This window comes from Pelotomaculum propionicicum, assembly GCF_004369225.1.
Lineage (GTDB): Bacteria > Bacillota > Desulfotomaculia > Desulfotomaculales > Pelotomaculaceae > Pelotomaculum_B > Pelotomaculum_B propionicicum.
Window position 1 is genome coordinate 25,409 of the sequence record NZ_QFFZ01000025.1, and the last position, 23,429, is coordinate 48,837.

Annotated in this window: 20 protein-coding genes and 1 pseudogene; all 21 read left to right on the plus strand. The window is 49.8% G+C overall.

Annotated elements, in window-relative coordinates:
* Nucleotides 1-49: 49 nt before the first annotated feature.
* The 21 genes and pseudogenes from Pmgp_RS11570 (at nt 50) to Pmgp_RS11670 (ending at nt 23,106) form a co-directional block, all read left to right on the plus strand.
* Nucleotides 50-1,375, plus strand: a complete 1,326-nt coding sequence (locus tag Pmgp_RS11570) for a histidine kinase (protein WP_134214142.1) — start codon at nt 50-52, stop codon at nt 1,373-1,375.
* A complete protein-coding gene (locus Pmgp_RS11575) occupies nt 1,347-2,147 on the plus strand; it encodes a LytR/AlgR family response regulator transcription factor (RefSeq protein ID WP_134214143.1) in 801 nt (266 codons plus the stop codon). The genes Pmgp_RS11570 and Pmgp_RS11575 overlap by 29 nt, the downstream gene beginning before the upstream one ends.
* Nucleotides 2,148-2,316: 169 nt before the next feature.
* A complete protein-coding gene (locus Pmgp_RS11580; protein WP_134214144.1) occupies nt 2,317-3,873 on the plus strand; it encodes an NAD(P)H-hydrate dehydratase in 1,557 nt (518 codons plus the stop codon).
* Nucleotides 3,874-4,030: 157 nt separating this feature from the next.
* Nucleotides 4,031-5,149: an alanine dehydrogenase gene (gene ald / locus Pmgp_RS11585; RefSeq protein WP_134214145.1), complete on the plus strand. Its 1,119-nt coding sequence runs from the start codon at nt 4,031-4,033 to the stop codon at nt 5,147-5,149.
* Between the two features lie 401 nt (nt 5,150-5,550).
* On the plus strand, nt 5,551-6,672 hold the full coding sequence (gene alr / locus Pmgp_RS11590) for an alanine racemase (RefSeq protein WP_134214146.1): 1,122 nt from the start codon (nt 5,551-5,553) through the stop codon (nt 6,670-6,672).
* 376 nt (nt 6,673-7,048) lie between these two features.
* On the plus strand, nt 7,049-7,387 hold the full coding sequence (locus Pmgp_RS11595) for a P-II family nitrogen regulator (RefSeq protein WP_134214147.1): 339 nt from the start codon (nt 7,049-7,051) through the stop codon (nt 7,385-7,387).
* A 127-nt stretch (nt 7,388-7,514) separates the two neighbouring features.
* On the plus strand, nt 7,515-8,852 hold the full coding sequence (locus Pmgp_RS11600) for an ammonium transporter (protein WP_134214148.1): 1,338 nt from the start codon (nt 7,515-7,517) through the stop codon (nt 8,850-8,852).
* A gap of 330 nt (nt 8,853-9,182) precedes the next feature.
* Nucleotides 9,183-10,601, plus strand: a complete 1,419-nt coding sequence (locus tag Pmgp_RS11605) for an ammonium transporter (RefSeq protein WP_134214149.1) — start codon at nt 9,183-9,185, stop codon at nt 10,599-10,601.
* A 67-nt stretch (nt 10,602-10,668) separates the two neighbouring features.
* The gene (locus tag Pmgp_RS11610; RefSeq protein ID WP_134214150.1) at nt 10,669-11,007 is read left to right on the plus strand and encodes a P-II family nitrogen regulator; all 339 of its coding nucleotides are present in this window, start codon (nt 10,669-10,671) and stop codon (nt 11,005-11,007) included.
* Nucleotides 11,008-11,157: 150 nt separating this feature from the next.
* A complete protein-coding gene (gene cfbC, locus Pmgp_RS11615; protein ID WP_134214151.1) occupies nt 11,158-11,973 on the plus strand; it encodes a Ni-sirohydrochlorin a,c-diamide reductive cyclase ATP-dependent reductase subunit in 816 nt (271 codons plus the stop codon).
* The gene (locus Pmgp_RS11620) at nt 11,970-12,287 is read left to right on the plus strand and encodes a P-II family nitrogen regulator (protein ID WP_134214152.1); all 318 of its coding nucleotides are present in this window, start codon (nt 11,970-11,972) and stop codon (nt 12,285-12,287) included. The genes cfbC and Pmgp_RS11620 overlap by 4 nt, the downstream gene beginning before the upstream one ends.
* 4 nt (nt 12,288-12,291) lie before the next feature.
* On the plus strand, nt 12,292-12,654 hold the full coding sequence (locus Pmgp_RS11625; protein WP_134214153.1) for a P-II family nitrogen regulator: 363 nt from the start codon (nt 12,292-12,294) through the stop codon (nt 12,652-12,654).
* The gene (gene nifD, locus Pmgp_RS11630; protein ID WP_345789145.1) at nt 12,651-14,267 is read left to right on the plus strand and encodes a nitrogenase molybdenum-iron protein alpha chain; all 1,617 of its coding nucleotides are present in this window, start codon (nt 12,651-12,653) and stop codon (nt 14,265-14,267) included. Before Pmgp_RS11625 ends, nifD begins: the two co-directional genes overlap by 4 nt.
* A pseudogene (gene nifK, locus Pmgp_RS11635) lies at nt 14,260-15,619 on the plus strand (nitrogenase molybdenum-iron protein subunit beta). Before nifD ends, nifK begins: the two are co-directional and overlap by 8 nt.
* A 34-nt stretch (nt 15,620-15,653) precedes the next feature.
* A complete protein-coding gene (gene nifE, locus Pmgp_RS11640; protein ID WP_134214162.1) occupies nt 15,654-17,006 on the plus strand; it encodes a nitrogenase iron-molybdenum cofactor biosynthesis protein NifE in 1,353 nt (450 codons plus the stop codon).
* Between the two features lie 120 nt (nt 17,007-17,126).
* Nucleotides 17,127-18,524, plus strand: a complete 1,398-nt coding sequence (locus Pmgp_RS11645; RefSeq protein ID WP_134214154.1) for a nitrogenase component 1 — start codon at nt 17,127-17,129, stop codon at nt 18,522-18,524.
* Between the two features lie 10 nt (nt 18,525-18,534).
* A complete protein-coding gene (locus Pmgp_RS11650; protein ID WP_134214163.1) occupies nt 18,535-19,293 on the plus strand; it encodes a radical SAM protein in 759 nt (252 codons plus the stop codon).
* A 31-nt stretch (nt 19,294-19,324) separates the two neighbouring features.
* Nucleotides 19,325-19,798 carry a Fe-only nitrogenase accessory AnfO family protein gene (locus tag Pmgp_RS11655; protein WP_134214155.1) on the plus strand — a complete coding sequence of 158 codons (474 nt, stop codon included), beginning with the start codon at nt 19,325-19,327 and terminating at the stop codon, nt 19,796-19,798.
* A gap of 71 nt (nt 19,799-19,869) precedes the next feature.
* Entirely contained in the window at nt 19,870-20,682 is an 813-nt protein-coding gene (locus Pmgp_RS11660) for a radical SAM protein (RefSeq protein ID WP_134214156.1), read from the plus strand.
* A gap of 85 nt (nt 20,683-20,767) precedes the next feature.
* Complete coding sequence (locus Pmgp_RS11665; RefSeq protein ID WP_192902911.1) at nt 20,768-22,009, plus strand: EAL domain-containing protein; 1,242 nt, start codon at nt 20,768-20,770, stop codon at nt 22,007-22,009.
* A gap of 218 nt (nt 22,010-22,227) precedes the next feature.
* On the plus strand, nt 22,228-23,106 hold the full coding sequence (locus Pmgp_RS11670; RefSeq protein ID WP_134214158.1) for a beta/alpha barrel domain-containing protein: 879 nt from the start codon (nt 22,228-22,230) through the stop codon (nt 23,104-23,106).
* Nucleotides 23,107-23,429 lie beyond the last annotated feature (323 nt).

Genomic DNA, 23,429 nt, shown 5'->3' on the forward strand with positions numbered 1-23,429 from the left:
TGAAAACAAGAAAAATGTTTTGGCAATATGTTTTGAATGGAGTAGGGATATGAATTTTATTACCAATGTATTCTTGCGCTGGGGTCTGATCCAGTTGTTTGTTTTTGTCCTGGTGGCGCTGCTCAACCCGGTGCTCTGGCAGGCTCTTGTTCTGATGATCATTGCCGGCGTTATTGGCACCTACCTCCTTGTGGACTATATTCAGAAGAACAAATTCATCAGAATTAAGCTGGATGAACATCCTCTGGACCCGACCCTGCAAATCGCCAATGAGACCCTGCCTTATTTAAGGCGTGGTCTGAACAAAGAAACAGCTTATAAGACCGCTGAGATCATCCTGAAGCTGAGTGATGTATCAGCTGTGGCTGTGACAGACCGGGAAACGGTGCTGGCTTACATTGGAGAATGCTCTGACCACCACCTGGCGGGAGGGCCGATAATCACTGACGCCACCAAACACGCGCTGGAAACCGGTGAGCTGATCATCATCAAAGACAAAAAAGGGCTTAACTGCCCGGATAAAAACTGCACGCTGCAGTCAGCGGTTATTGCCCCCCTTAAATGCAAGGGAGAAGTTGCCGGCTCGGTCAAGCTTTACCAGACCAGTCAGGGCGACCTGCAGCCTTCTGTGGTAAAACTTGCCACCGCTGTAGCTCAGCTGTTGGGGCTGCAAATGGAACTGGCGGAACTGGACCGGCAGGCCCAACTGGTAACCAAGGCCGAGCTCGACGCCCTGCATGCTCAAATCAACCCTCACTTTTTGTTCAACACCTTAAATACTATTATCACCTATACCAGGACCAACCCTGAAACATCCCGCCGACTCTTAATCAGGCTGGCTTCTTTTTTCCGCCAAACTCTGAAAAGGCACGGGCATTTTAACACATTGAGGGAAGAAATTGAATATGTCAACACTTACCTGATTCTTGAAAAAGCCCGCTTCAGAGAAAAACTAAGGATCCAGAGGGACATTGACCCGACTTTGATCGATTGCCAGGTGCCTGTGCTGACACTGCAGCCGCTGGTGGAAAATGCTATTAAGCACGGTATTCAGCCCAAAATGGGGCCAGGCACAGTTTTTATTTCTGCCAGGCGGGTTGACGGGGAAATGATTTTTGAGATCAGGGATGACGGTGTCGGCATCAGCAGTGAAATCATGCCCAAGGTTCTTTTACCCGGTTTTGGCTCCGGTAATGGTGTAGGTTTGAGTAATGTGAATGAGCGTTTAAAGAGTCTTTTTGGCGAGGACTACGGGCTGCGCATTGAGAGCGAGGAAGGCAATGGCACAGGTGTATACGTCAGGGTTCCCCTGCATGAAGACTCTCTCGAAGAAAGGGGGTATCCCATTGAAACTCAAGGCATTGATTATCGATGATGAATATCCGGCCAGGCAAGAATTGAGATATGCGCTGGGCAACTTCGACAATATCGAGATCGTGGGTGAGGCTACCAACGCCATGGAGGCCCTGGCCTTGATTAAAGCACTTGATTATCAAGTGCTGTTCCTGGATATTTCCATGCCCGGTATGAACGGCCTTGAATTGGGGGCCGCCATCCAGGAGTTGCCCAACCGGCCTTATATTATATTTGTCACCGCTTTCGATGAATTTGCCCTCTCTGCTTTTGATGTAAACGCCATAGACTATATTTTAAAACCGATTGAGCCAAAACGCTTAAAAAAAGCGATTGATAAAGTAACGAAGCTGACACGGGAATCTAAAGCTGTATCCGAAGAGTTGTTACACTCTCCTGAAGGCCCGGCTGCGCGCAACGGCGGACTCAAGTCTGAACATAAGGACAAGGAATTAATAAAAATTGACCGGATACCCGCTGAAATTCAGGGCAAGACAATCCTTGTCAGCGAGTCTGATATTTTTTACGCTTATACCGAGCAGGACAATATTTATTTAAAAACTTTCAACGAAAAACTGTTTACACGTTTCACCCTGAAAGAACTGGAATCACGTCTCAATCCCCAGGTTTTTTTCCGGACACACCGCTGCTACCTGGTAAACCTCAATAAAGTAAAAGAAATCGTGCCGTTTTTCAATGGCACCTATAACCTTATTGTCGAAGACAAGGAGCGCAGTGAAGTACCGGTTAGCCGGGCACAGGCCAAAAAATTAAGGAGAATTTTGGGGTTTTAATTTCTCCGCCTCGTGAGATCTGTGTACCTGACCTGCCGCCGGGCCTAAAAGCTCTGGCTGCAGGTTTTTTTGATTTATTGGAGAAAAATACTTGTAACTTTTTTAAAGGAATATTCACGCTTTGGATTAACATCCATGAGACGACTCATGGACAAGGAGGTTTAAAAACTTGCGGGTTGTAACAGCGGGAGAAATGAGGGCGCTGGACAAGGCGGCGATAGAAGAGTACGGGATTTCAGGCCTGGTCTTAATGGAAAACGCCGGGCATCAGGCTGTTCAATTGGTCCGGGACGTGCTGGGCGAGGTGCGGGGCAAGGTAGTTACAATTTTTATCGGTAAAGGCAACAACGGCGGGGACGGCTTGGTTATGGCGCGCCACCTGCTGAACATGGGCGCGGAAGTAAAAGTATTATCAATGGTCAACCTGGAGGAGATCAGCGGGGATGCGGCTGTAAACCTTGATATTTGGCGGAAGATGGAACAGAAAGTTTTTTCCCTGCACCACGGCGACGGGATCAATATCGTTAAGTTGGTTTTGATGAATACAGACTTGATTGTGGATGCCATTTACGGGACTGGTTTCAAAGGCGCTATCGCGGAAAAGGTGGGACGGGTTATCGAGCTGCTGAACGGGAGCGGCAAACCGGTATTAGCCGTCGATATCCCTTCAGGGCTGGAAGCAGACACCGGCAGGGTCAACGGCGTTTGCATCAGGGCGGACTACACAGTCACTTTCGGTTTGCCCAAGCTTGGCTTGATGCTTGAGCCAGGCGCCGATTTCACTGGAAAACTTACTGTCGCGGATATATCTATACCGGCGGTCCTTGTGGAAAAAATAGCGCCGCCAAGGTTCATAACAACGGCGGAACTGGTGCGTGAATGGCTGCCCTCCCGCCCCAGCCTGGCCCACAAGGGAGACTTCGGCAGGGTGCTGGTGGTCGCCGGGTCCAGGGGGATGACCGGGGCCGCCTGCCTGACCGGGGAGTCTGCTTTGAGGGCAGGCGCGGGCCTGGTCACAGTGGCGGTCCCCGAAACACTCCATGAGATTATGGAGGAAAAACTCACCGAGGTGATGACGTCTCCGCTGCCCGATACGGGGAAAGGCAGTTTGAGCAGGGGAGCGCGCCAGCGTATCCTGTCTTTACTGGAAAACACTGACGTGCTGGCAATAGGCCCCGGCCTGTCACAGGCAGGCGAGGTGGTCACCCTGGTGAGAGAACTGCTTCCACATGTCAGAATACCCTGTGTTTTAGACGCTGACGCCCTTAATGCACTGGCCGGTTCGGGCGATATTTTAAGAAAGGTGCAGGCTCCGGTGGTAATCACCCCTCATCCCGGTGAGATGGGCAGGCTGCTGGGAGTATCTCCAAAGGAGATTCAGAAGGACAGAATAGCCGCGGCTGTGCAGGCGTCTGAGAAGTGGGGTGTAACCGCCCTTTTAAAAGGCGCGCGGACTGTTATCGCGGCGCCGGACGGGGCGATTTTCATTAACCCGACCGGCAACCCCGGCATGGCGACCGCCGGCAGCGGCGATGTGCTGACCGGCGTGGTGGCCGCACTGATAGCTCAGGGTATGGAAACAGCCCGGGCGGCTGCCGCCGGTGCTTATATCCACGGGCTGGCTGGGGATCTGGCCGCCGGGGAGAAGGGCATGATGGGTTTAGTCGCTGGAGATATTATGTCCGCGCTTCCGGCTGCCACCCGGGAACTGGTGCAAAAGCAGTAATAAAAAATATGGAAAACAAATTGACAGGATTAACGGGTTTTTGATGGATTAACAGGATTTTAAAATATTATTATGCACTTAGCTTAACTTTTTGGTAAAAAAGTAATAAGTAGGTAAGTATATATAACATCCTGTAAATCGTATCGGAGGGATTAATATGATCATTGGTGTGCCCAAGGAAATTAAGTCCAATGAAGACCGGGTAGCGGTCACTCCGGCGGGGGTGCTCACTTTAACCGGAGCGGGCCATGAAGTAATCGTGGAAGCAGGCGCGGGGCTGGGCAGCGGAATCAGCGATGAAGCCTATACATCTGTGGGGGCGAAAATAGCTGAGGCGCCGTCAGAGATATTTGAACGGGCTGAGATGATCATGAAAGTAAAAGAACCCCTGCCTCAGGAGTACCCCCTGCTGCGCGAGGGACAGATCCTGTTCACCTACCTGCACCTGGCCAGTGCGCCCGAGCTTACCAAGGCTCTGCTTGAGCGGAAAGTTATCGGCATAGCCTATGAAACCATTCAATTGGACAACGGTTCGCTGCCCCTGTTGATACCAATGAGCGAGGTCGCCGGCAAAATGTCAGTGCAGATCGGCGCCCATTTCCTTGAAAAGCCAAGCGGGGGGAGAGGGATCCTGCTGGGCGGCATACCCGGCGTGCCTGCGGCGGATGTGGTTATTATCGGCGCCGGCACAGTCGGGGCCAGCGCTGTTAAAGTGGCGGCGGGCATGGGCGCCCAGGTGACGGTTATCGACCGCAGCCCCGAGAGGCTGCGTTACCTGGACGATCTTTACGGCGGAAGGCTGATCACACTGGTTTCCAACCATTATAATATCGAGCAGTCGGTCCGTTACGCGGATCTGTTGATAGGCGCGGTACTGATCGTTGGGGCAAGGGCGCCGAAGCTGGTCACCGAGGAAATGGTAAAGCAGATGAAACCGGGCTCAGTAATTGTGGACGTGGCTATCGACCAGGGCGGCTCCATAGAAACAATCGACCGGGTTACCACGCACAGCAATCCCATCTATGAGAAACATGGTGTTGTCCATTACGCCGTGGCCAATATGCCGGGCGCCGTTGCCCGCACTTCCACCTTCGCCCTTACCAACGCCACTTTGCCCTTAGCCCTGGAGTTGGCCGATCGAGGCTGTCTGAATGCCATTCTGAATAACCGCGCCCTGGCCCGCGGTGTTAACACCTATAAGGGGAAGCTGACCTGCCGGGCTGTGGGAGAATCTTTAAATATGGAATGCTGCGAGCTAAGTGAAGTATTAAGCTGAGTTGATATTTTTATTCCCCCTAGAGGGGAATAAAATTTTTAAACACTTAGCGATAATGATTATCATTATTGAAAATAAAATATTATGAATTCCGTATATAGTATTGCGTATTATAAAATATTGTATACAATATAATAAAGGAGTAAAAAGAAGGGAGGTTTGCCAAGTGAAATATTTAGTATTTTCCGCGGCAACGGCATTTACATATATGCTAGTTTATTTCTTTTTACTATGGGATAGCCGGCATCAACCCATGCACCGGTAGGACTAAATTTTTGTTATAAATACCGAAAGGTTTTTCCTTCAAACCCTGTTTATTCAGGGTTTTGTTTTTTATGAAGGAAATAATACTGGAGGTGAGAATATAAGTAAATGATTGTTATTAAGGGGAGTGCTGCTCTTTGTCTGTTTTTCCGGTTTGGGCTGAAATTGACTTGGCCGCTGTCAGCCATAATGTACATGAAATACGCAGAAAAGCTGCTCCGCCGGCCAAGGTTATGGCGGTGGTTAAAGCCAACGCCTACGGCCACGGCGCTGTGGAAGTAAGCCGTACAGCCCTGGCCAGCGGCGCGGACTGGCTGGGAGTGGCCAGAACGGCTGAGGGTACCGAGCTTCGCGAGGCAGGGATCGAGGCCCCTGTGCTCATACTCGGTTATATTACTCCCGAACAGTCCGTGGAAGTTGTGCGCAACCGGCTGTCCCAGGCGGTATACACACGTGAGATGGCGCTATCGCTGGCCGGAGCCGCAGCTGCCGAAGGAGTAAAGGCAAAGATTCATTTCAAGGTTGACACCGGGATGGGCCGTATCGGCTGGGCGGTTGGGCCAGGGGCAGTGAAAGAAATCCTGGAGCTTGCCCGGAACCCGCACCTTGAAGTGGAAGGTATTTTTACTCATTTTGCCGCTTCCGATGCGGCGGATAAGAGGTATACCCTGGAACAGTACGCCAGGTTTATGGAAATAATTACGGAGCTGCGCAGGAACGGGCTTGAAATACCGCTGAGGCACGCCGCCAACAGCGCGGCTATAATGGAAATGCCGGAGACCCACCTCGATCTGGTTAGGGCCGGTATTATTGTATATGGCCTCTACCCGTCAGATGAAGTTGACCATAGCCTGCTTGAACTTCGCCCGGCTATTAGCCTGAAAGCCAAAGTGGCGCATGTTAAGAGTGTGCCTGCGGGTTTTAAAGTGAGCTACGGCTGCACTTTTACCACCAAAAAACCTACTGTTATCGCCACACTGCCACTGGGCTACGCGGACGGATACAGCAGGCTGCTATCTTCCAGGGGCGAAGCGCTTCTCAACGGCCTGAGAGCGCCGGTGGTGGGAAGGGTCTGCATGGACCAGGTGATGGTGGATGTGGGACATATCCCTGGGGTGAAGGTCGGAGATGAAGCAGTTCTTATTGGACACCAGGGTGATGAGGAAGTTAGCGCTGACGAGGTTGCCGCCAAAATAGGCACCATTAATTACGAGGTGGTGTGTATGATCAGCTACCGCGTCCCCAGATTATACAAGTAGAAGACGTGGGATATGAGAAGTGAGACGTGAGAAAAAGCGTAAGCCGTAGGCTATATTAGTCGTATGCCGTAGGCTTTAAGCCGTAGGTATATCCTGCATTCCTTTTTAGTCTTTGGCTTATAAGGATTTCATGCATGCCTACGTCCTATAACCTACGACTTACGACTATTTTTACCTACGGCCTACGGCTTACGACATACGACTTAAAATAAGTTGTTTTTTTAGCTTGCCTGGAAAAACTTTGTTGAGTATAATGAAATAAGATACGAAGATGTGTCAATGGTCAATGATGCCCTTATGCCATTATGTAGTGGTAATTAAGGGTTTTATTTTTACTTAAAAATTAATATTGAACAACATGGGGGTTGTTTAAAAAGTGAAGAAAATTGAGGCGGTTATTCGTCCGGAAAAGCTGGAGGACGTAAAGGACGCTCTTGGTAAATACGGGATACAGGGGATGACTGTAACACAAGTTGTGGGCTGCGGGCTGCAGAAGGGCAGAGTTGGTGTTTACAGGGGACATGAGTACAGCATTAACCTTATACCCAAGTTGAAAATAGAAATTGTTTTAATGGACCACCAGGTACAGGAAGTGGTGGATATCATCAGCGACGAGGCCAGGACCGGCGCTGTGGGGGACGGCAAGATTTTTATTTTCAGCCTGGAAAACGCTTACAGGATCAGGACTGGTGAATCCGGCAACGAAGCCATATAGATTTAATTAAAAAAACAGGAGACGATTCCTGCAGGGCAAAGGCGCTCCCTGATCCGGGTTTTTAACCCGGGCCGGTTTGCGCCTTTTTTATTTTCATAGAAGAAAATCAGATAAGGAGGATCTTATCATGGAAATCGGCTTTAACGATCTGGCGTCAGGCATAGATACAATATGGGTATTGCTCTGCGCCGCATTAGTCTTCTTGATGGAAGGCGGTTTTGCCTTTCTCGAAGCTGGGTTTATTCGCGCGAAGAACTCCATGAATATTGTCATGAAGGTATTCACCGACAGCACCGTGGGTATGCTCAGCTACTGGGCTATAGGCTTCGGCATCATGTACGGCCTTGACCGGGGCGGGCTTATCGGCACTACCGGGTTTTTCATAGAAGGAAACCTGGAACATATCCAGCTCAGGGTCCCCATCTATGCTTACTGGCTTTTCCAGGCCGCTTTCGCTATGGCTATGGCTTCCATTGTTTCGGGGGCCGTGGCGGAGCGGATGAAGTTCCGTCCTTATATTATTTATACGGCTCTGGCCGCGGGCGTGATTTATCCGATAGCCGGACACTGGGTCTGGGGTGCCGGCGGCTGGTTGTATAAACTGGGCATGCTCGATTTTGCCGGTTCCGCGGTCGTGCATGCCGTGGGAGGCTGGAGCGCCCTGGCGGCTGTGTTTGTGCTGGGGCCAAGGACGGGTAAATATAACGAGGATGGCACGATGAATGTGCTGCCGGCGCACAATATGCACCTGGCTTTTCTGGGGACATTTATTCTGTGGTTCGGCTGGTTCGGCTTCAACCCCGGCAGCTCTCTGTCCGGCCTGGATATGAACATTGCCAGGATTGCCGTGAACACAAACCTGGCCGCGGCCGCGGGCGGCACCGCGGGCATACTTTTCACCATGTTTAAGTTCGGCAAGGCGGATCCCAGTATGGCCATGAACGGAGCACTGGCCGGTTTGGCCGCCATCACCGCCGGGTGCGCGTTTGTGCACCCTGTCAGTGCTGTTGTCATCGGGGGGTTGGCCGGGATATTCTGTGTTCTGGCTGTTGGCGTGTTTGACCGGATTAAAGCTGACGACCCGGTGGGAGCTATCGCCGTGCACGGGGTGAACGGGACCTGGGGGGTGATCGCGGTCGGCATTTTCGCCCAGAAGGGCGGTCTTCTCTACGGTGGCGGGGCTAACCTGCTGGCTGTACAGGCCATTGGTGTTCTCTCAGTTTCGGTCCTGGCCTTTGCATCAACTTATATTATCTTCAGAGTATTGAAAAGGACAATGGGGATCAGGGTTTCCGCCGCGGAAGAATTTGAAGGAATGGATCTTACTGACCACGGTATGCCGGCTTATACCGGCCTGGTAGCCACCCCGCTCTATGATGTGGAAGAAAGCGCAGTTCACACGGGAGCCGGGTTAAAGACGCCGGGTGCGGTATATGCAGTTACACAGGCGGTTGTAGATAAATAAAAAAATTCTGCAAAACCTATTGACACCGTCCGGTTATCCTTTTATAATTACAAAATAAATCTTAATTTAACTGATACAAAGCAGTATCAAAGGCAAAGACGCTTTTTAGGAAAGGCATTTTCCTGGAAAGCGTTTCTTGTTCAGGATCCAAAGCAGTATTTCATATGAGCAGTGACGCTCTCAAGGACAGGGTAAAGCCTGTTCGGGAGAGCGTTTTCTGTTATAAAGGGAACCATCAAAAAACCACGTGCCGGCGAAGGGGGCGCCACCTGAGCCGGGTGCGTTCAAATAGTGGTTCTCAGTGGAATAAGAAAAGGAGGTTTTAAGAAAATGAAAAACCGGCTCTTACGGACTATATTAATGGCTACTGCGTTTATAATGACAGTTCCGGCCCTGGCCTGGGCCGAGGAGTCAGCCGAGGCGGTTGTGGAAACTGCTGCGACAGTTGACACAGGCGATACGGCATGGGTTCTGGCTTCAGCCGCCCTGGTCATGCTCATGACCCTGCCCGGACTGGCTCTTTTCTACGGCGGTTTAGCCCGCAAGAAGAACGTTTTAAGCACTATTATGTACAGTTTTTTCGCTATGGTTTTAATCAGCCTGCAGTGGTCGCTCTGGGGCTACAGCCTGGCTTTCGGGCCCGACGTTAATCACATTATCGGCAACCTGGACTGGGTGGGACTGAAAAGTGTAGGGCTTGTCCCCAACCCCGACTATTCAGCGACAATTCCCCACCAGGCGTTCATGATCTTCCAGATGATGTTCGCGGTTATAACCCCGGCTCTGATTTCCGGAGCCTTTGCTGAAAGGATGCGCTTTCCAGCTTTCATGGCGTTTTTACTGCTCTGGGCCACCTTTGTGTATGACCCCGTGGCCCACTGGGTATGGGGAGTCGACGGATGGCTGCGCAACCTCGGCGCGCTCGACTTCGCGGGAGGTACCGTGGTTCATATCTTATCCGGTGTATCCGGTCTGGTCGCCTGCCTTGTGCTGGGCAAGCGCAAGGGCTTCGGCAACGAGCCGATGATTCCGCACAATCTGCCCTTTACAGTGCTCGGTGCGGCCTTGCTGTGGTTTGGCTGGTTCGGCTTCAACGCCGGCAGCGCCCTCGGCGCCAACGGGCTGGCAGCCAGTGCCTTCGTAGTGACCCACCTGGCTACTGCCGCGGCAGCGTTTTCCTGGGTAGTTGCTGAATGGATTCACCACGGCAAACCGACAACACTCGGCGCTGCTTCAGGCGCTGTGGCTGGTCTCGTAGCCATTACGCCTGCCTCCGGCTTCGTGGAGCCGCTGCCCGCTATCATTATCGGCCTGGTTGCCGGCGCGGTATGTTATATAGCGGTAGGCGTGGTCAAGGCCAAACTCCGTTACGACGACGCGCTGGACGCTTTCGGAGTACACGGCATCGGCGGCACCTGGGGCGCCATTGCCACCGGTCTTTTTGCCACTACAACTGTTAATGAACTGGGCGCCGACGGGTTGTTTTACGGTAACGCCGGCTTGCTCGGCAAGCAGTTTATCGCCATCGGGGCCAGTTGGGCCATGGCCATAGCAGGTACTTTTGTTATCCTGAAGGTTATCAGTATCTTCATCAAGCTTAGCGCCACGGACGAGGAGCAGGACACCGGCCTCGATTTTACACAGCACGGAGAGGACGCGTACACCGACTTTGTACTTTCAGCTTCACCGTTCGGATCTGCCAGTATACCTGCTGTTAAGACCAGCAGCGAGGTAAAGCCTGCTTTATAATGAGTTAGCTTAACTTTGGGGAATATCGATCCCTTGCCAGTAAACCTAAAAAAGAGGAGGTATTAAGTTGACAAAGATCGAATGCATCTTACGCCCCGGTAAACTGGAAAATGTCAAAGAGGCTATAAATCAGTTCGGTATCCATGGCATGACTGTAACCCAGGTAATCGGCTGCGGTCTTCAGAAAGGCAGGACCGAGGTCTACCGCGGTACTGAATACAGTATCAACCTGCTCCCGAAAATTAAAATGGAAATGGTAGTTCCAGATAAGGACGTTGAGGCTATTGTTAAACTTGTCATTGAAAACGCCCGTACCGGCGAGGTCGGTGACGGGAAAATCTTTACCTACAAGATTGATAATGCCGTCCGGATCAGAACTGGTGAAACGGGAGAAATAGCAATATAAGAAAATTTCTGTTGGTTGTTTCATTTAAGGCAGAGACGCCCTAAAGTTGATTTATCAGATTGACATTAATAAATGTAAGGCGAAGACGCCTGTTCCCCCTGCAGGGGATGCAGGCGTCATTTTTATTACCAAAAATAGGAGGAAATTTTAATGAGACAGGTTGCAATTTACGGTAAAGGCGGTATAGGAAAGTCTACCACCACACAAAACCTGACGGCGGCGCTGTCCGTTTTGGGAAAGAAGATCATGCAAATCGGTTGCGACCCCAAGGCTGATTCCACCAGGATGCTGATGGGGGGAAAAAGGCAGCACAGTGTGCTGGACACCCTGCGTGAGGAAGGAAATGTAGAGCTCGAAGACGTACTGGAAACTGGTTTTAATGGAATCAGGTGTGTTGAGTCGGGAGGGCCCGAACCGGGTGTCGGCTGTGCCGGCCGGGGGATCATCACTTCCATCGGGTTGCTGGAGAATCTGGGCGCTTACACTGACGACCTGGACTACGTTTTTTACGACGTTTTAGGCGATGTGGTTTGCGGGGGGTTTGCCATGCCCATTAGGGAGGGTAAGGCGCAGGAAATATACATCGTGGCTTCCGGCGAAATGATGGCCATGTACGCGGCCAACAATATCTGCAAGGGAATCCAGAAGTTCGCGGAGACCGGCGGCACCAGGCTGGGCGGGATTATTTGCAACTCCCGCAGTGTCCTCCGGGAAGAAGAGTTGCTCCAGGCGTTTGCTGAGAGGCTGGGCACCCAGTTGATCCAGTTCATTCCCCGCGACACTATCGTCCAGCAGGCGGAAATCCGCAAGCAGACGGTAATCCAGTACGCTCCCGACTCCACTCAAGCCCAGGCCTACTTCAGCCTGGCAAAAAATATTGACAACAATAAGATGTTTGTCATTCCCAAGCCTTTGGATTTCGACGAGCTGGAAGAATTAATGATCGAATGGGGGATTGTGGAATGAAAATGATCAAGGCTGTGATCAGACCGGAAAAAGTTGAGGAAGTGGCTGAAGCCCTGGACGCCGGTGGTTTTACCGCTCTCACCAGGATCGATGTCTTCGGCCGCGGCAAGCAAAAGGGCCTGAAGGTGGGCAGTGTGCTGTATGACAACCTGCCCAAGACGTTATTGTTGATCGTGGTGGAAGACGTCCGGGTGGAGCAGGCGGTTAGAATTATTGAGGAAAGCTCCCGCACCGGCAATATCGGGGACGGCAAAATATTTGTCACCCCGGTGGAAGAAGCATACACCATCAGGACGGGGGAAAGGGGACTGTGAAAAGGTGAAGGAAGTCATAGCCATCATCCGGATGAACAAGATGGAGTGCACCAAGGACGCTCTGGCAACTGTAGGTTTTCCAGCCTTCATGGCCTACAAGGTATTTGGACGGGGAAAGCAGCGCGGCCTGCAGGTTACCTACCCGTCCGAACACAGGGAGAGTGAAGCCGATGGCAGAAGAATCAAGTTTCTGCCCAAGCGGATGGTTTCGGTGGTGGTGGAAGACGAGTTCGTGCCGGCGGTGGTGGCGGTGCTGATGAGGATAAACAGGACCGGCAATATCGGCGACGGCAGAATCTTTGTCTGCCCGGTGGATGACGCGATCCGCGTCAGGACCGGGGAGCGCGGAAAGGAGGCAATTTCGTGACTGGTGCTAATAAGGGAAAAAAACCCGTCGGAGTAGAGGAAAGCCGGAGAATCATTGACGAAATGTATGCCGCCTTTCCCAAGAAGGCGGGAATAAACCGGAAGAGACATGTGGTTGTAAAGAATTCAGGTGAGCAGAAGCAGGTAATCGAGGCCAACGACAGAGCCGTGCCGGGCATATTAACCAACCGCGGCTGCGCCTTTGCCGGAACCAAGGGCGTTGTCTTCGGGCCGGTCAAGGACATCCTGGACCTTACTCACGGCCCGGTGGGCTGCGCGTACTATACCTGGGGCACGCGCCGCAACCTTTCCCGGCCTGGTGTGGGCGAAGATGATTTCGCCGGTTACTGCCTGAGCACGAATATGATGGAAACGGATATCGTCTTCGGGGCGGAGAAAAAGCTGGCCCAGGCCATCCGGGAAGCTTACGCCATATTTAGGCCTGAGTGCATCGGAGTATACGCCACCTGCCCGGTGGGCCTGATCGGCGACGATATCGAGATGGTTTGCAAAAAGGCGGAAGAAGACCTGCAAATAAAAACAATCGGGGTTAGTTGTGAAGGCTACCGGGGAGTAAGCCAGTCGGCAGGGCACCACCTGGCCTCCAACGCCTTGATGGAGCACCTGGTCGGCACCGAGGAACTGGAAGACCCCGGTCCTTTCGACATCAACGTCTTCGGCGAGTACAACATTGGCGGAGACTACTGGATGATCAAGGAGGTCCTGGAGGAAGTCGGCTACCGGATCGTCAGCTCCTTCACGGGAGACGCGTCATTCCATGAGATTGCGAAGGCGCACCGGGCGAAGCTGAGCATCCTGCTCTGCCACCGCTCCATTAACTACACCAACCGGATGATGGAGGAGAAGTACGGTGTGCCCTGGCTGAAAGTCAATTACATGGGAGTGGACGGTCTGGTGAAGTGCCTGCGGGACATGGCCAGGTTCTTTGACGACAAGGAGCTGACCAGGCGGACGGAAGCGGTGATCGCCCGGGAGACGGCCCGGCTGGATCCCATTATCGAGAAATACAGGAAGAGGCTGGCCGGCAAGAGAGTCATGATCCTGGTAGGGGGATCCCGCTCTCACCACTTCAGGAACATGTTCGAGAAAGTTGGCATGGAGGTAGTGGTGGCGGGCTATGAATTTGCCCACAGGGATGACTATGAAGGCAGGATGGTTATCCCCGAAATCGTGCACACCGGACGGTCGAAAATTCTGGAGGACATCCACTGGGAGCGCGACCCGAAGGTCATATCGCCATACGACGACGATGAAATCAAAAGAAAGAAGGAAGAATTGCCCAACCTAATGGACTATGAAGGAATGCTGCCGGAAATGAAGAACGGCGAAATCGCAATCGATGATTACAACCATTTCGAGTGCGAGTACCTGGTTAAAGAGCTGGGAATCGACCTGTTCTGTTCGGGAATTAAAGATAAGTATGTTTTTCAGAAGATGCACATCCCCTCGCGCCAGATGCACTCATATGACTACGCCGGGCCGTATGCCGGCTTTAAGGGGTTTGAAAAGTTTCTTCAAGATATTGACATGGCAGTGAACAGCCCCACCTGGAGGTTTATTACTCCGCCCTGGAGGGAGAATAAAGATGCTTAAATATACACCGAAAGAAATTGTCGAACGCAAAGCTCTGGTAATCAACCCGGCCAAGACCTGCCAGCCTATAGGAGCCATCCTTGCATCCAAGGGGATCCGCAACTGCATGCCCCTGACCCATGGCTCACAGGGGTGTTCAAGCTACCTGCGCATGACCCTGGCCCGTCACTACCGGGAGCCTTCCTATCGCCGCCACTACCTCATTTTCCGAGGACACGGTGGTTTTCGGCGGCCTGAGCAACTTGCGGGAAGCCATTGAAAATGTCGTCACCCTCTACCATCCGGAAGTGATCTCCATCAGCACCACCTGCTCCTCGGAGACCATAGGAGACGACGTGTCCAGCTTTATGGAAAGTATCAAAAAGCAAAGCTTTTTTGATCCAAAAATTAAAGTGGTCATTTCGAACACACCCAGCTACGTGGGATCACACATCACCGGTTACGACAACATGGTCGTGTCCATCACCCAGACCTTTCCCAAAAAGGGTGAGCCAAACGGCAAGTTGAACATCATCCCCGGTTTCATTGAGCCGGGCGATATCAGGGAAATCAAAAGGATCTTAGGTATGATGGGGGTGGAGCCTATAGTTTTCCCCGATACGACGGATGTCTTTGACGCCCCGCTGGCGCCTGGCTCCGGAGCTCTTTACCCCCCGGGGGGGACGACCATCAGCGACCTGGAAGACGCGGCCAACTCCATGGGCACCATCGCTTTGGGAAGGACCGCCGGCGGCTCGGGGGCAATTGTTCTGAAGGGCCGGTTCGACATTCCCGCAGTGATTGGCCCAACGCCGATAGGTATTTCCAATACCGATAAATTTGTGCTTAACGTGAGTAAGCTGATGGGGGTTTCCATCCCGAGGGAGCTGGAGGACGAGCGCGGCCGGCTGGTAGATATGATGGTGGACGCCCACCCCCATTTCCACGGTAAGAAAGTGGCGGTTTACGGCGACCCGGACATGGTGTGCGGTATAACCAGCCTGTTGGTGGATATGGGAATGGAACCGGTGTTTGCTCTTACCGGTACGCCGGATAAGCAGTTTATCCCGGAAATCAAAAATACAGCCCCCGGCTGCGAGGCCATGATCGGCGACCTCTTTCTGCTGCACCAGAAGATCAAGAACGAGCCGGTGGACCTGCTGATAGGCAATACTCATGGAAAGTATATCGCCCGGGCCGAAGACATCCCTCTGGTAAGGCTGGGCTTTCCCATCACCGACCGTGCCAACCTGCACTACTTCCCTTCGGTGGGTTACCTTGGGACGGCCAGGCTGGTGGAGACCATCGGCAACACGCTGCTTGATCGCGTTGACCGTGACGCGGACGACAGCCACTTTGAATTAATCCTCTAGTTTGAAAAACTATTCAGGGAAAGATGTGATTGCCATGAAAGAGGCCGGGTTGCCTGACGTGTTTATTAAAGAAAGAGAAGATTTTATCCACACCAAGGGAAAGCAAAAGAAACAGCTCAAATGTGAAAATGACAGCGTCGCCGGGTGTGTGAGCCAGAGGGCCTGTGTTTACTGCGGGGCCAGGGTTGTTTTAAACCCGGTTACCGACGCTGTCCACCTTGTCCACGGACCAATTGGCTGCGCCAGTTATACCTGGGATATCCGGGGGTCTTTGAGCAGCGGCGCTGAACTGTACCGTTTCAGTTTTTCCACTGACTTAAAGGAAGAAGATGTGATTTTCGGTGGTGAAAAAAAGCTGGCCAGGGCTATTGACGAACTGGTTTTAAAATACAATCCCAAGCTGATCTTCGTCTATGCCACCTGCATTGTTGGAGTTATCGGCGACGATCTTGAGGCTGTTTGCAAGGCTGCCGCAAGAAAACACGGTATTAAGGTTATTCCGGTGCAATCCAGCGGTTTTATCGGCAATAAATCAGCAGGGTACCGGGCTGCCTGTGACGCCCTGTTGCGTTTGATAGGACCAACAAGCAGAAATGAAACAAAGGAAAGTAAGTGTGTCAACTACCTGGGAGATTTCAACCTTGCCGGTGAGGTGTGGATCATTGGCAATTATTTAAAACAGATGGGTATAAAGCTAAATGTGGCATTTACCGGGGATTCCAGCTGCGAAACCCTGAAGACGGCCGCCAGGGCTTCCCTCAACATTGTCCAATGCGCCGGGTCCATGATCTATCTCGCCGAAAAGATGGATGAGATATATGACATTCCCTATCTAAACGTATCCTTTCTGGGTTTAGAGGATACAGCCGAGTCCCTCAGGAAAATTGCCAGGTTCTTTGGTGACCTGAAAATAATACACAAAACAGAAGAACTTATAAAAAAAGAGGTAAATGCTTACAGCGGCACAGTTCAGAGCTACCGTGAGAAACTAAAAGGTAAAAAGGCCGCCATCTACGTGGGTGGTGGATTTAAGGCCATCTCGTTGGTTAAGCAGTTTAGCGAGATAGGCATAGATGTGGTGATGATCGGTACCCAGACCGGCCGGCAGGAGGAATATGAGATTATCAACGAACTGGTGGACGAAGGCACGGTGATCCTGGATGACGCCAACCCCACCGAACTGGAAAAGTTCATGGTAGAAAAGGGAGCCCATCTCCTGGTGGGGGGAGTAAAGGAAAGACCGCTGGCCTACAAGCTCGGTATTGCCTTTATCGACCACAACCATGACCGCAAGCACCCTTTGAGCGGCTTTGCGGGAGCGGTGAACTTTGCCCGGGAGGTATACTCAACCGTCTGCTCACCGGTCTGGAAATATATTGGGACGTGAGACGTGAGAAATGAGACGTGAGAATACAAGATGGGCTTCAGGGTTAATAGAACTTAAGAGGAATGCCTGGATCCCATGTCCCACGTCCCACGACGCACGACCCAAATGGGAGGTGGCTTTATGGATAAGGAGACCGAGAACTGCCGCAATGTCAATGAAAACCCGTGCAATATGTGTATGCCCATGGGAGCCATCCTGCCGTTTAAAGGTGTGGAACAATCCATGGTGATTATCCACGGTTCACAGGGCTGCAGTACTTATATGCGCCGTCATATTGCCGAACATTTTAACGAGCCCATCGACGTGGCCTCCTCTTCCCTTAATGAGAAGGGTACCATTTACGGTGGGGAGGCCAGTTTAATAAAGGGCCTGGATAACTTAATCAAACTGTATAATCCCGGGCTTGTCGGTGTGCTCACCACCTGCCTGGCTGAAACAATAGGTGAAGATGTCGAAAGAATCACCTCAAAATATTTAAAAGAAAGAGAACTGGGTGATTTTCCCCTGGTTACCGTATCCACTCCAGGTTATGGAGGCGCCCATACGGACGGCTATTTTCTGGCTGTAAAAAGGATGGTAGCCAGGCTGGCAAAAAAGACAGAGAAACATTCCAGGATAAATGTTATAGTCCCAAACCTGAGCCCTGCCGATATCAGGGAGATCAAGAGAATACTGCACATGTTTAAAGTTGAATTTACACTGTGCCCTGATTTCTCTGATACTCTGGACCGACCTTTTGAGAGGCCGTATAAAAAGATACCCGGGGGAGGAACAAAACTGTCTGATATAGCGGAAATGCCGGGAGCGGCAGCCACCATCCAGATGGGCATAACGGTGGATGATGATATTTCACCCGGCAGGTACCTGGAAGCCGAATTTGGCGTCCCCTTATATAACTTGCCTGTACCTATGGGCATTGAAAATACTGATTTATTTATAGACGTATTAAAGCAGCTTAGCGGCAATAAAGTACCTGAAAGCCTGGAACGGGAGAGGGGAAGGCTGCTGGACTGCATGATCGACTCACATAAATATAATTTCCAGGGAAGAAGCGTTATTTTCGGTGAGCCGGAAAATGTGTATGCGATTTTTAAAACCTGCATGGAGAACGGAGTTTACCCGGTAGTGGTTGCTACGGGAAGCAAGCCCGGTAAAATGATCGAGTTGTTGAATAATGAGTTGAATAATTACCGGGGTGAAGTTCATTTTTTAAATGAAACAGATTTCGCACAAATCAGGAAAAAAAGTATAAGGATGAATGCAAACATTGCTATCGGGCATTCCGACGGCAGATATCTGACAGAAAGAGAAGGTATTCCCCTGGTCAGGCACGGTTTTCCCATTCATGACCGGGTGGGGGGACAGAGGTTGTTATCAGTGGGATACGTCGGCACAACGATGTTTTTAGACCGGATCACCAATACGCTGCTGGAAAACAAATACAACAGCTATCGAAATTCTATGTATCAGAAATATTATAAGAAACTGAAAGTAGCGGGCCAGCAGCTGCAGGGTTGAGGTGAAGAAGATGGATTATACCCTAATAAAGTACGACAGGCATCCCTGCTTTTCTTTTGAGGTCAGCCATAAGTATGCCAGGATGCACCTGCCGGTGGCGCCCCATTGTAATATAAGCTGCAATTACTGCAACAGAAAATTTGACTGTTTACACGAGAGCAGGCCGGGTGTGACCAGTGAGATCCTGTCGCCCGAAGCTGCCCTGCAAAAGTACAAATTTGTTAAGGATAGGTTGTCTAATATAAGCGTTGTGGGAATAGCCGGACCGGGTGACGCGCTGGCCAACTGGGAGAAAACAAGTCTTACAGTTGATTTAATAAAACGATCCGATCCGGATGTGCTGTTCTGCTTATCTACAAATGGGCTGATGCTGCCTGATTATGCGCGGGAAATAATTGACCTCGGCATCAGGCATGTGACTGTCACGGTAAATTGCCTTAGCCCCGAAATAGGAGAGCAGATTTACAGGTTCGTCGACTATAAAGGGAAAAGGTACAAGGGGGGTGAGGGAGCCGGGCTTGTTATTGAGAATCAATTGTCAGGTATAAAATCTCTTGCTGTGCAAGGTGTGGCAGTTAAAGTAAATATCGTTATGATTCAAGGAATCAACGATAACCATATTCCTGAAGTCATTAAAAAAGTCAAGGATCTCGGGGCGTTCATAAGCAATATTATGCCGCTGATCCCCGCCCCTGGAAGTCTGTTTGAGAACCTGCCCCAGACCTGTATGAAAGAAATAAATAGAATGAGAAATATTTGTTCTGGATAAAAGCCTGGTCATCAAAGAACTGCGTGAAAAAATGGCGGAGGCCCTGGAATTTTTAAATGGATGCAGGGTTTTTGCAGGACTCTCTATAGCTGGTTTGTCTTACTACGAATTGGAGAAGGCAGGTTTCAGCGTTTGGGAATTCGAAGGAAAGCCATTGGAATTTCTTGATTACGTCCTCGCGGAAGAGGAAGAAAAGCGCGGGCAGATTAACAACAGGGGAAAAAATGGTGTTGAGCTGGCTCCTGTTGAAATATCAAATGGATACTACCGGATTTCCATAAAAGAGATCCAGGAAAACGATATTGGGATCACGTCCAAGCAGGCGCTTCTTCCGTTTTTACGTCAAGGCAGGTTTGATTATTTAGAAATTATGTGCAATCATGTGCCTCCGTGGCTGCAGGCGGAATTGCTGGGCGGGGGGTATTCAGGAGAAATTGAAAAAATAGATCACAAAGAAGTAAAGATTATCTTATCCAGAAGCTGTTGCCAACCAGTCGAAAAATAGTTCTTAGCCGCGCCTGGTATGGAAATATTCCATTGAGCGGGAAACACGAACCTACAAAGGAGGGACAGTAGATGAACCGACACGAGAAATCTGTCTTAAATCAGCACCCCTGTTTCAACCGGGCGGCCGCTCGCTGGTTTACACACATTCACCTTCCCGTGGCTAGCGGCTGCAACATAAAATGCAATTACTGCTCCAGAAAGTTCGACTGCGTAAATGAAAACGCGCCGGGATTTATCACCAAAACAATATCACCCCGGGAAGCCTTAAAAAAGGTGCACAATATGATGCGGCAGGATGTACGATTGCGGGTGGTCGGTGTGGCCGGGCCCGGCGAGGCCCTGGCTGACAAGGAAACTATGGACACCTTGAGTATGTTGCATAGCTGCTATCCAAACCTTATTAAGTGTATCAGCACTAATGGTCTAATGCTGGAAGAAAGCCTGGATTTGCTTCAGGAATTTGGCGTTAAAACAGTTACTGTTACAGTAAATGCGATTGACCCTGATATAGCCAGGAAAATTTATGGATGGGTATTTTATAAGAACAAACCTCACTACGGTTTTGCCGGGGCGAGCCTGCTGATAGACAAGCAGATTGCCGGCATCCGGGAAGCCAACAGCAGGGGAATACTGGTCAAAGTAAACACTGTTCTGATACCCGGAATAAATGACATTCACTTGAAGCAGGTAGCCATAACTGTAAGAAAGGCCGGTGCATTCGTTATGAATGTCATTCCGCTTGTGCCTCAGGCGGAATTCTCCCTACTCCCGGCACCCAGCGGTAAAATGTTGTACAAGACCAGGCGGGAACTGGCGCCGGTTATACGGCAGACGGACTGCAGGGAGCAGTGTCTGCAAGATATGAGGAAAATATATTGCTGAATTTCTTGAGTGAGAAGGATACTGCAGCACATGCAGGTTTCCCCCGGCTTTTAGTCGAGCCATCATGTTTCCAAGGAGCCGTAATATGCCACTTTTGGACTATAAGTTGGATATTAATGACATCATTAAAAATGAATCTATAACAACGCATTTCCAGCCGGTTGTTTCAGTGAAGAAAAAAACCGTCGTTGGCTTTGAAGCCCTATGCAGGGGTATTGATGTCGAAACAAATGGAATAATTCCTCCAAATACTCTATTTCATCTTGCCAAAGATCGGGAAATGACTTTAGAATTCGATAGGTTATGCAGGAAAAAGGCTCTTGAAAGCTACAGCCGAATTTACAATAAAGACAATGAAGCAATTCTATTTCTTAACCTTGATACTTCTATTATAGACAGGGGTGTGGTCGGTTCCGGCCACCTCCTTAACACTGTTCATAGTTATAGAATAGATCCCGGCAATGTGGTGATAGAGATTATTGAATCAAAAACTACCGATATTCTTGCACTGAATAGATTTATTGAGACACATAAGAACTATGGCTTTTTAATAGCTTTGGATGACGTTGGCGCCGGACACTCCAATCTTGACAGAATTCCACTTGTAAAACCTGATGTGTTAAAGATAGACAGGAGTTTAATTAACAATATCGATAGAATGTATTATAAACAGGAGGTATTCAAATCTTTAGTCAACTTGTCAAAAAAGATAGGAGCGCTTGTTGTTGCCGAAGGTGTTGAAAGGGAGGAAGAAGCAATGTTAGCCCTGGATCTGGGGGCAGATATGCTTCAGGGGTATTATTTCTCAAAACCACAAGAGAATATAGATGACAAAATTAGTTGTATTAAGAATAAAACTGATAGTATTGCCTTCAAATACAGAAGTCATTTAGTGAAAAAAGTTAAAGATGCCAAATCACGTCATAAAGGATATAAGATGATAATAGACATCATTACAAGTGATCTTTCAAAAATATCTGTCGAACATTATGACGCTAGATTAAAGGAGGCAATTAAAAGCCATCTGGTCTTAGAGTGTGTTTATATTTTAAATGAGGCCGGCACCCAGGTAACTGATACAATTTTTAACCACGTTGAGATATTAAAAAATAGAAAAATCTTCGGACCGGCAAAGAAAGGGACAGATCATTCTTCAAAAGATTATTATTATCTTATAGTTAATACCAGTCTAAGCAGTTATACCACCGAACCGTATATATCTCTGGCGTCTGGTAATTTATGCGTAACCATCTCATCCTTATTTGTAGGACTGGACGGCAGACGGTTTATCATCTGTGTGGATATCAGGCAGAATTATCTATATTAATATAAAACACCTTAAAGCTGTTGTTGCGATTCTAACTTCCGCATGGACTGTAATATCCGGAAGCTGTCGCCAATCAGTTGGTAAATAGTTCTTAGCCGCGCCCGGGCCGGATGGGGCGGGAGTTTTCTCCCGGACCATGTGGCGCCCGGCCCGGTGACACGGCTATTTTAATTATAAGCAGTCACAGGTTTAATTTGAGTAGGTTAAAGGGTACTGATATGGGAAACTTAAAGTTTGCGGATACGACTCTCAGGGATGGCGAACAGGCGCCGGGTGTAGCTTTTACTGTCGGGGAAAAAGTTCAAATAGCTAAAATGCTCGATTCCCTCGGGATAGAATATATAGAAGCGGGCATACCTGCAATGGGTCCGCCTGAAGACGAAGCAATAAAAGAAATTCTTGACCTTGGCCTGAAAGCGGTTATTTCTACCTGGAACCGGGCAAATATAAGCGACATTAAGGCATCACTGGCCTGTGGGGCAAAACATATCCATGTTTCAGCTCCTGTTTCAGATATCCAAATAAAAACAAAGCTGTGCAAAAACAGAACCTGGGTAGTCGAGAATATGAAAAGGGCTGTTTGTTACGCTCTGGAGCAAGGATGCAGCGTTACAGTAGGAGCGGAAGACGCATCGAGGGCTGATCTGGAGTTTCTAATAGAATTTACTGTTCAAGCCCGGCGGGAAGGAGCGGAACGTTTACGCTTTGCCGACACTATCGGGATACTGGAGCCATTCCGGACAAAACAAATAATTGGCATGCTTCTTGAAAACACTGGAATGGATATTGAATTTCACGGTCATAATGATTTTGGTATGGCTACCGCCAATACCTTTGCCGCTTTTAAAGCAGGCGCCCGTTTTCTCAGCACCACCTTGGGCGGATTGGGGGAGCGTGCCGGCAACTGCTCCTTTGAGGAGATCCTGGCAGTGTTGAAACAGCATGAGGGGATAGATCTGAACGTAAACGATGAGATGTTAACAGACACCTTGAATTATTTGAATGTAGCCAGCGGCAGGTCTGAATTCTCCAGCAAAATAACAAAGCCCGGTTATAGGGCTCTAACCATTTTTGAGCAATACTACCCGTTGTTGTAAATATGTCTTTTCCCGTGCGTGATTTCTACCCTGCCTTGCCTAATTTTGTGGTTCGCTTGATCAAGTAAATGGTCCTGCCGTCTTTAATTGTCAGCAAGTGGTCCACCAGCCCGCGTTCTTTCATTTTCAGCCAAAAATGTGTTTGTCAATCAAAAAGTTTACCACTGTGATCACGTAAAAGTTTACCACCCATAAAAAGGGGATCAGCTCATTTGGAATGGTAATTATGGAATATTATTACTGGCGGTCTTTTAGCAATATTATTTTTGTCTCTACCGTCGCAGGGGTTGTGGGTATGTGAATAACGCAGAGCGTTATTCAAG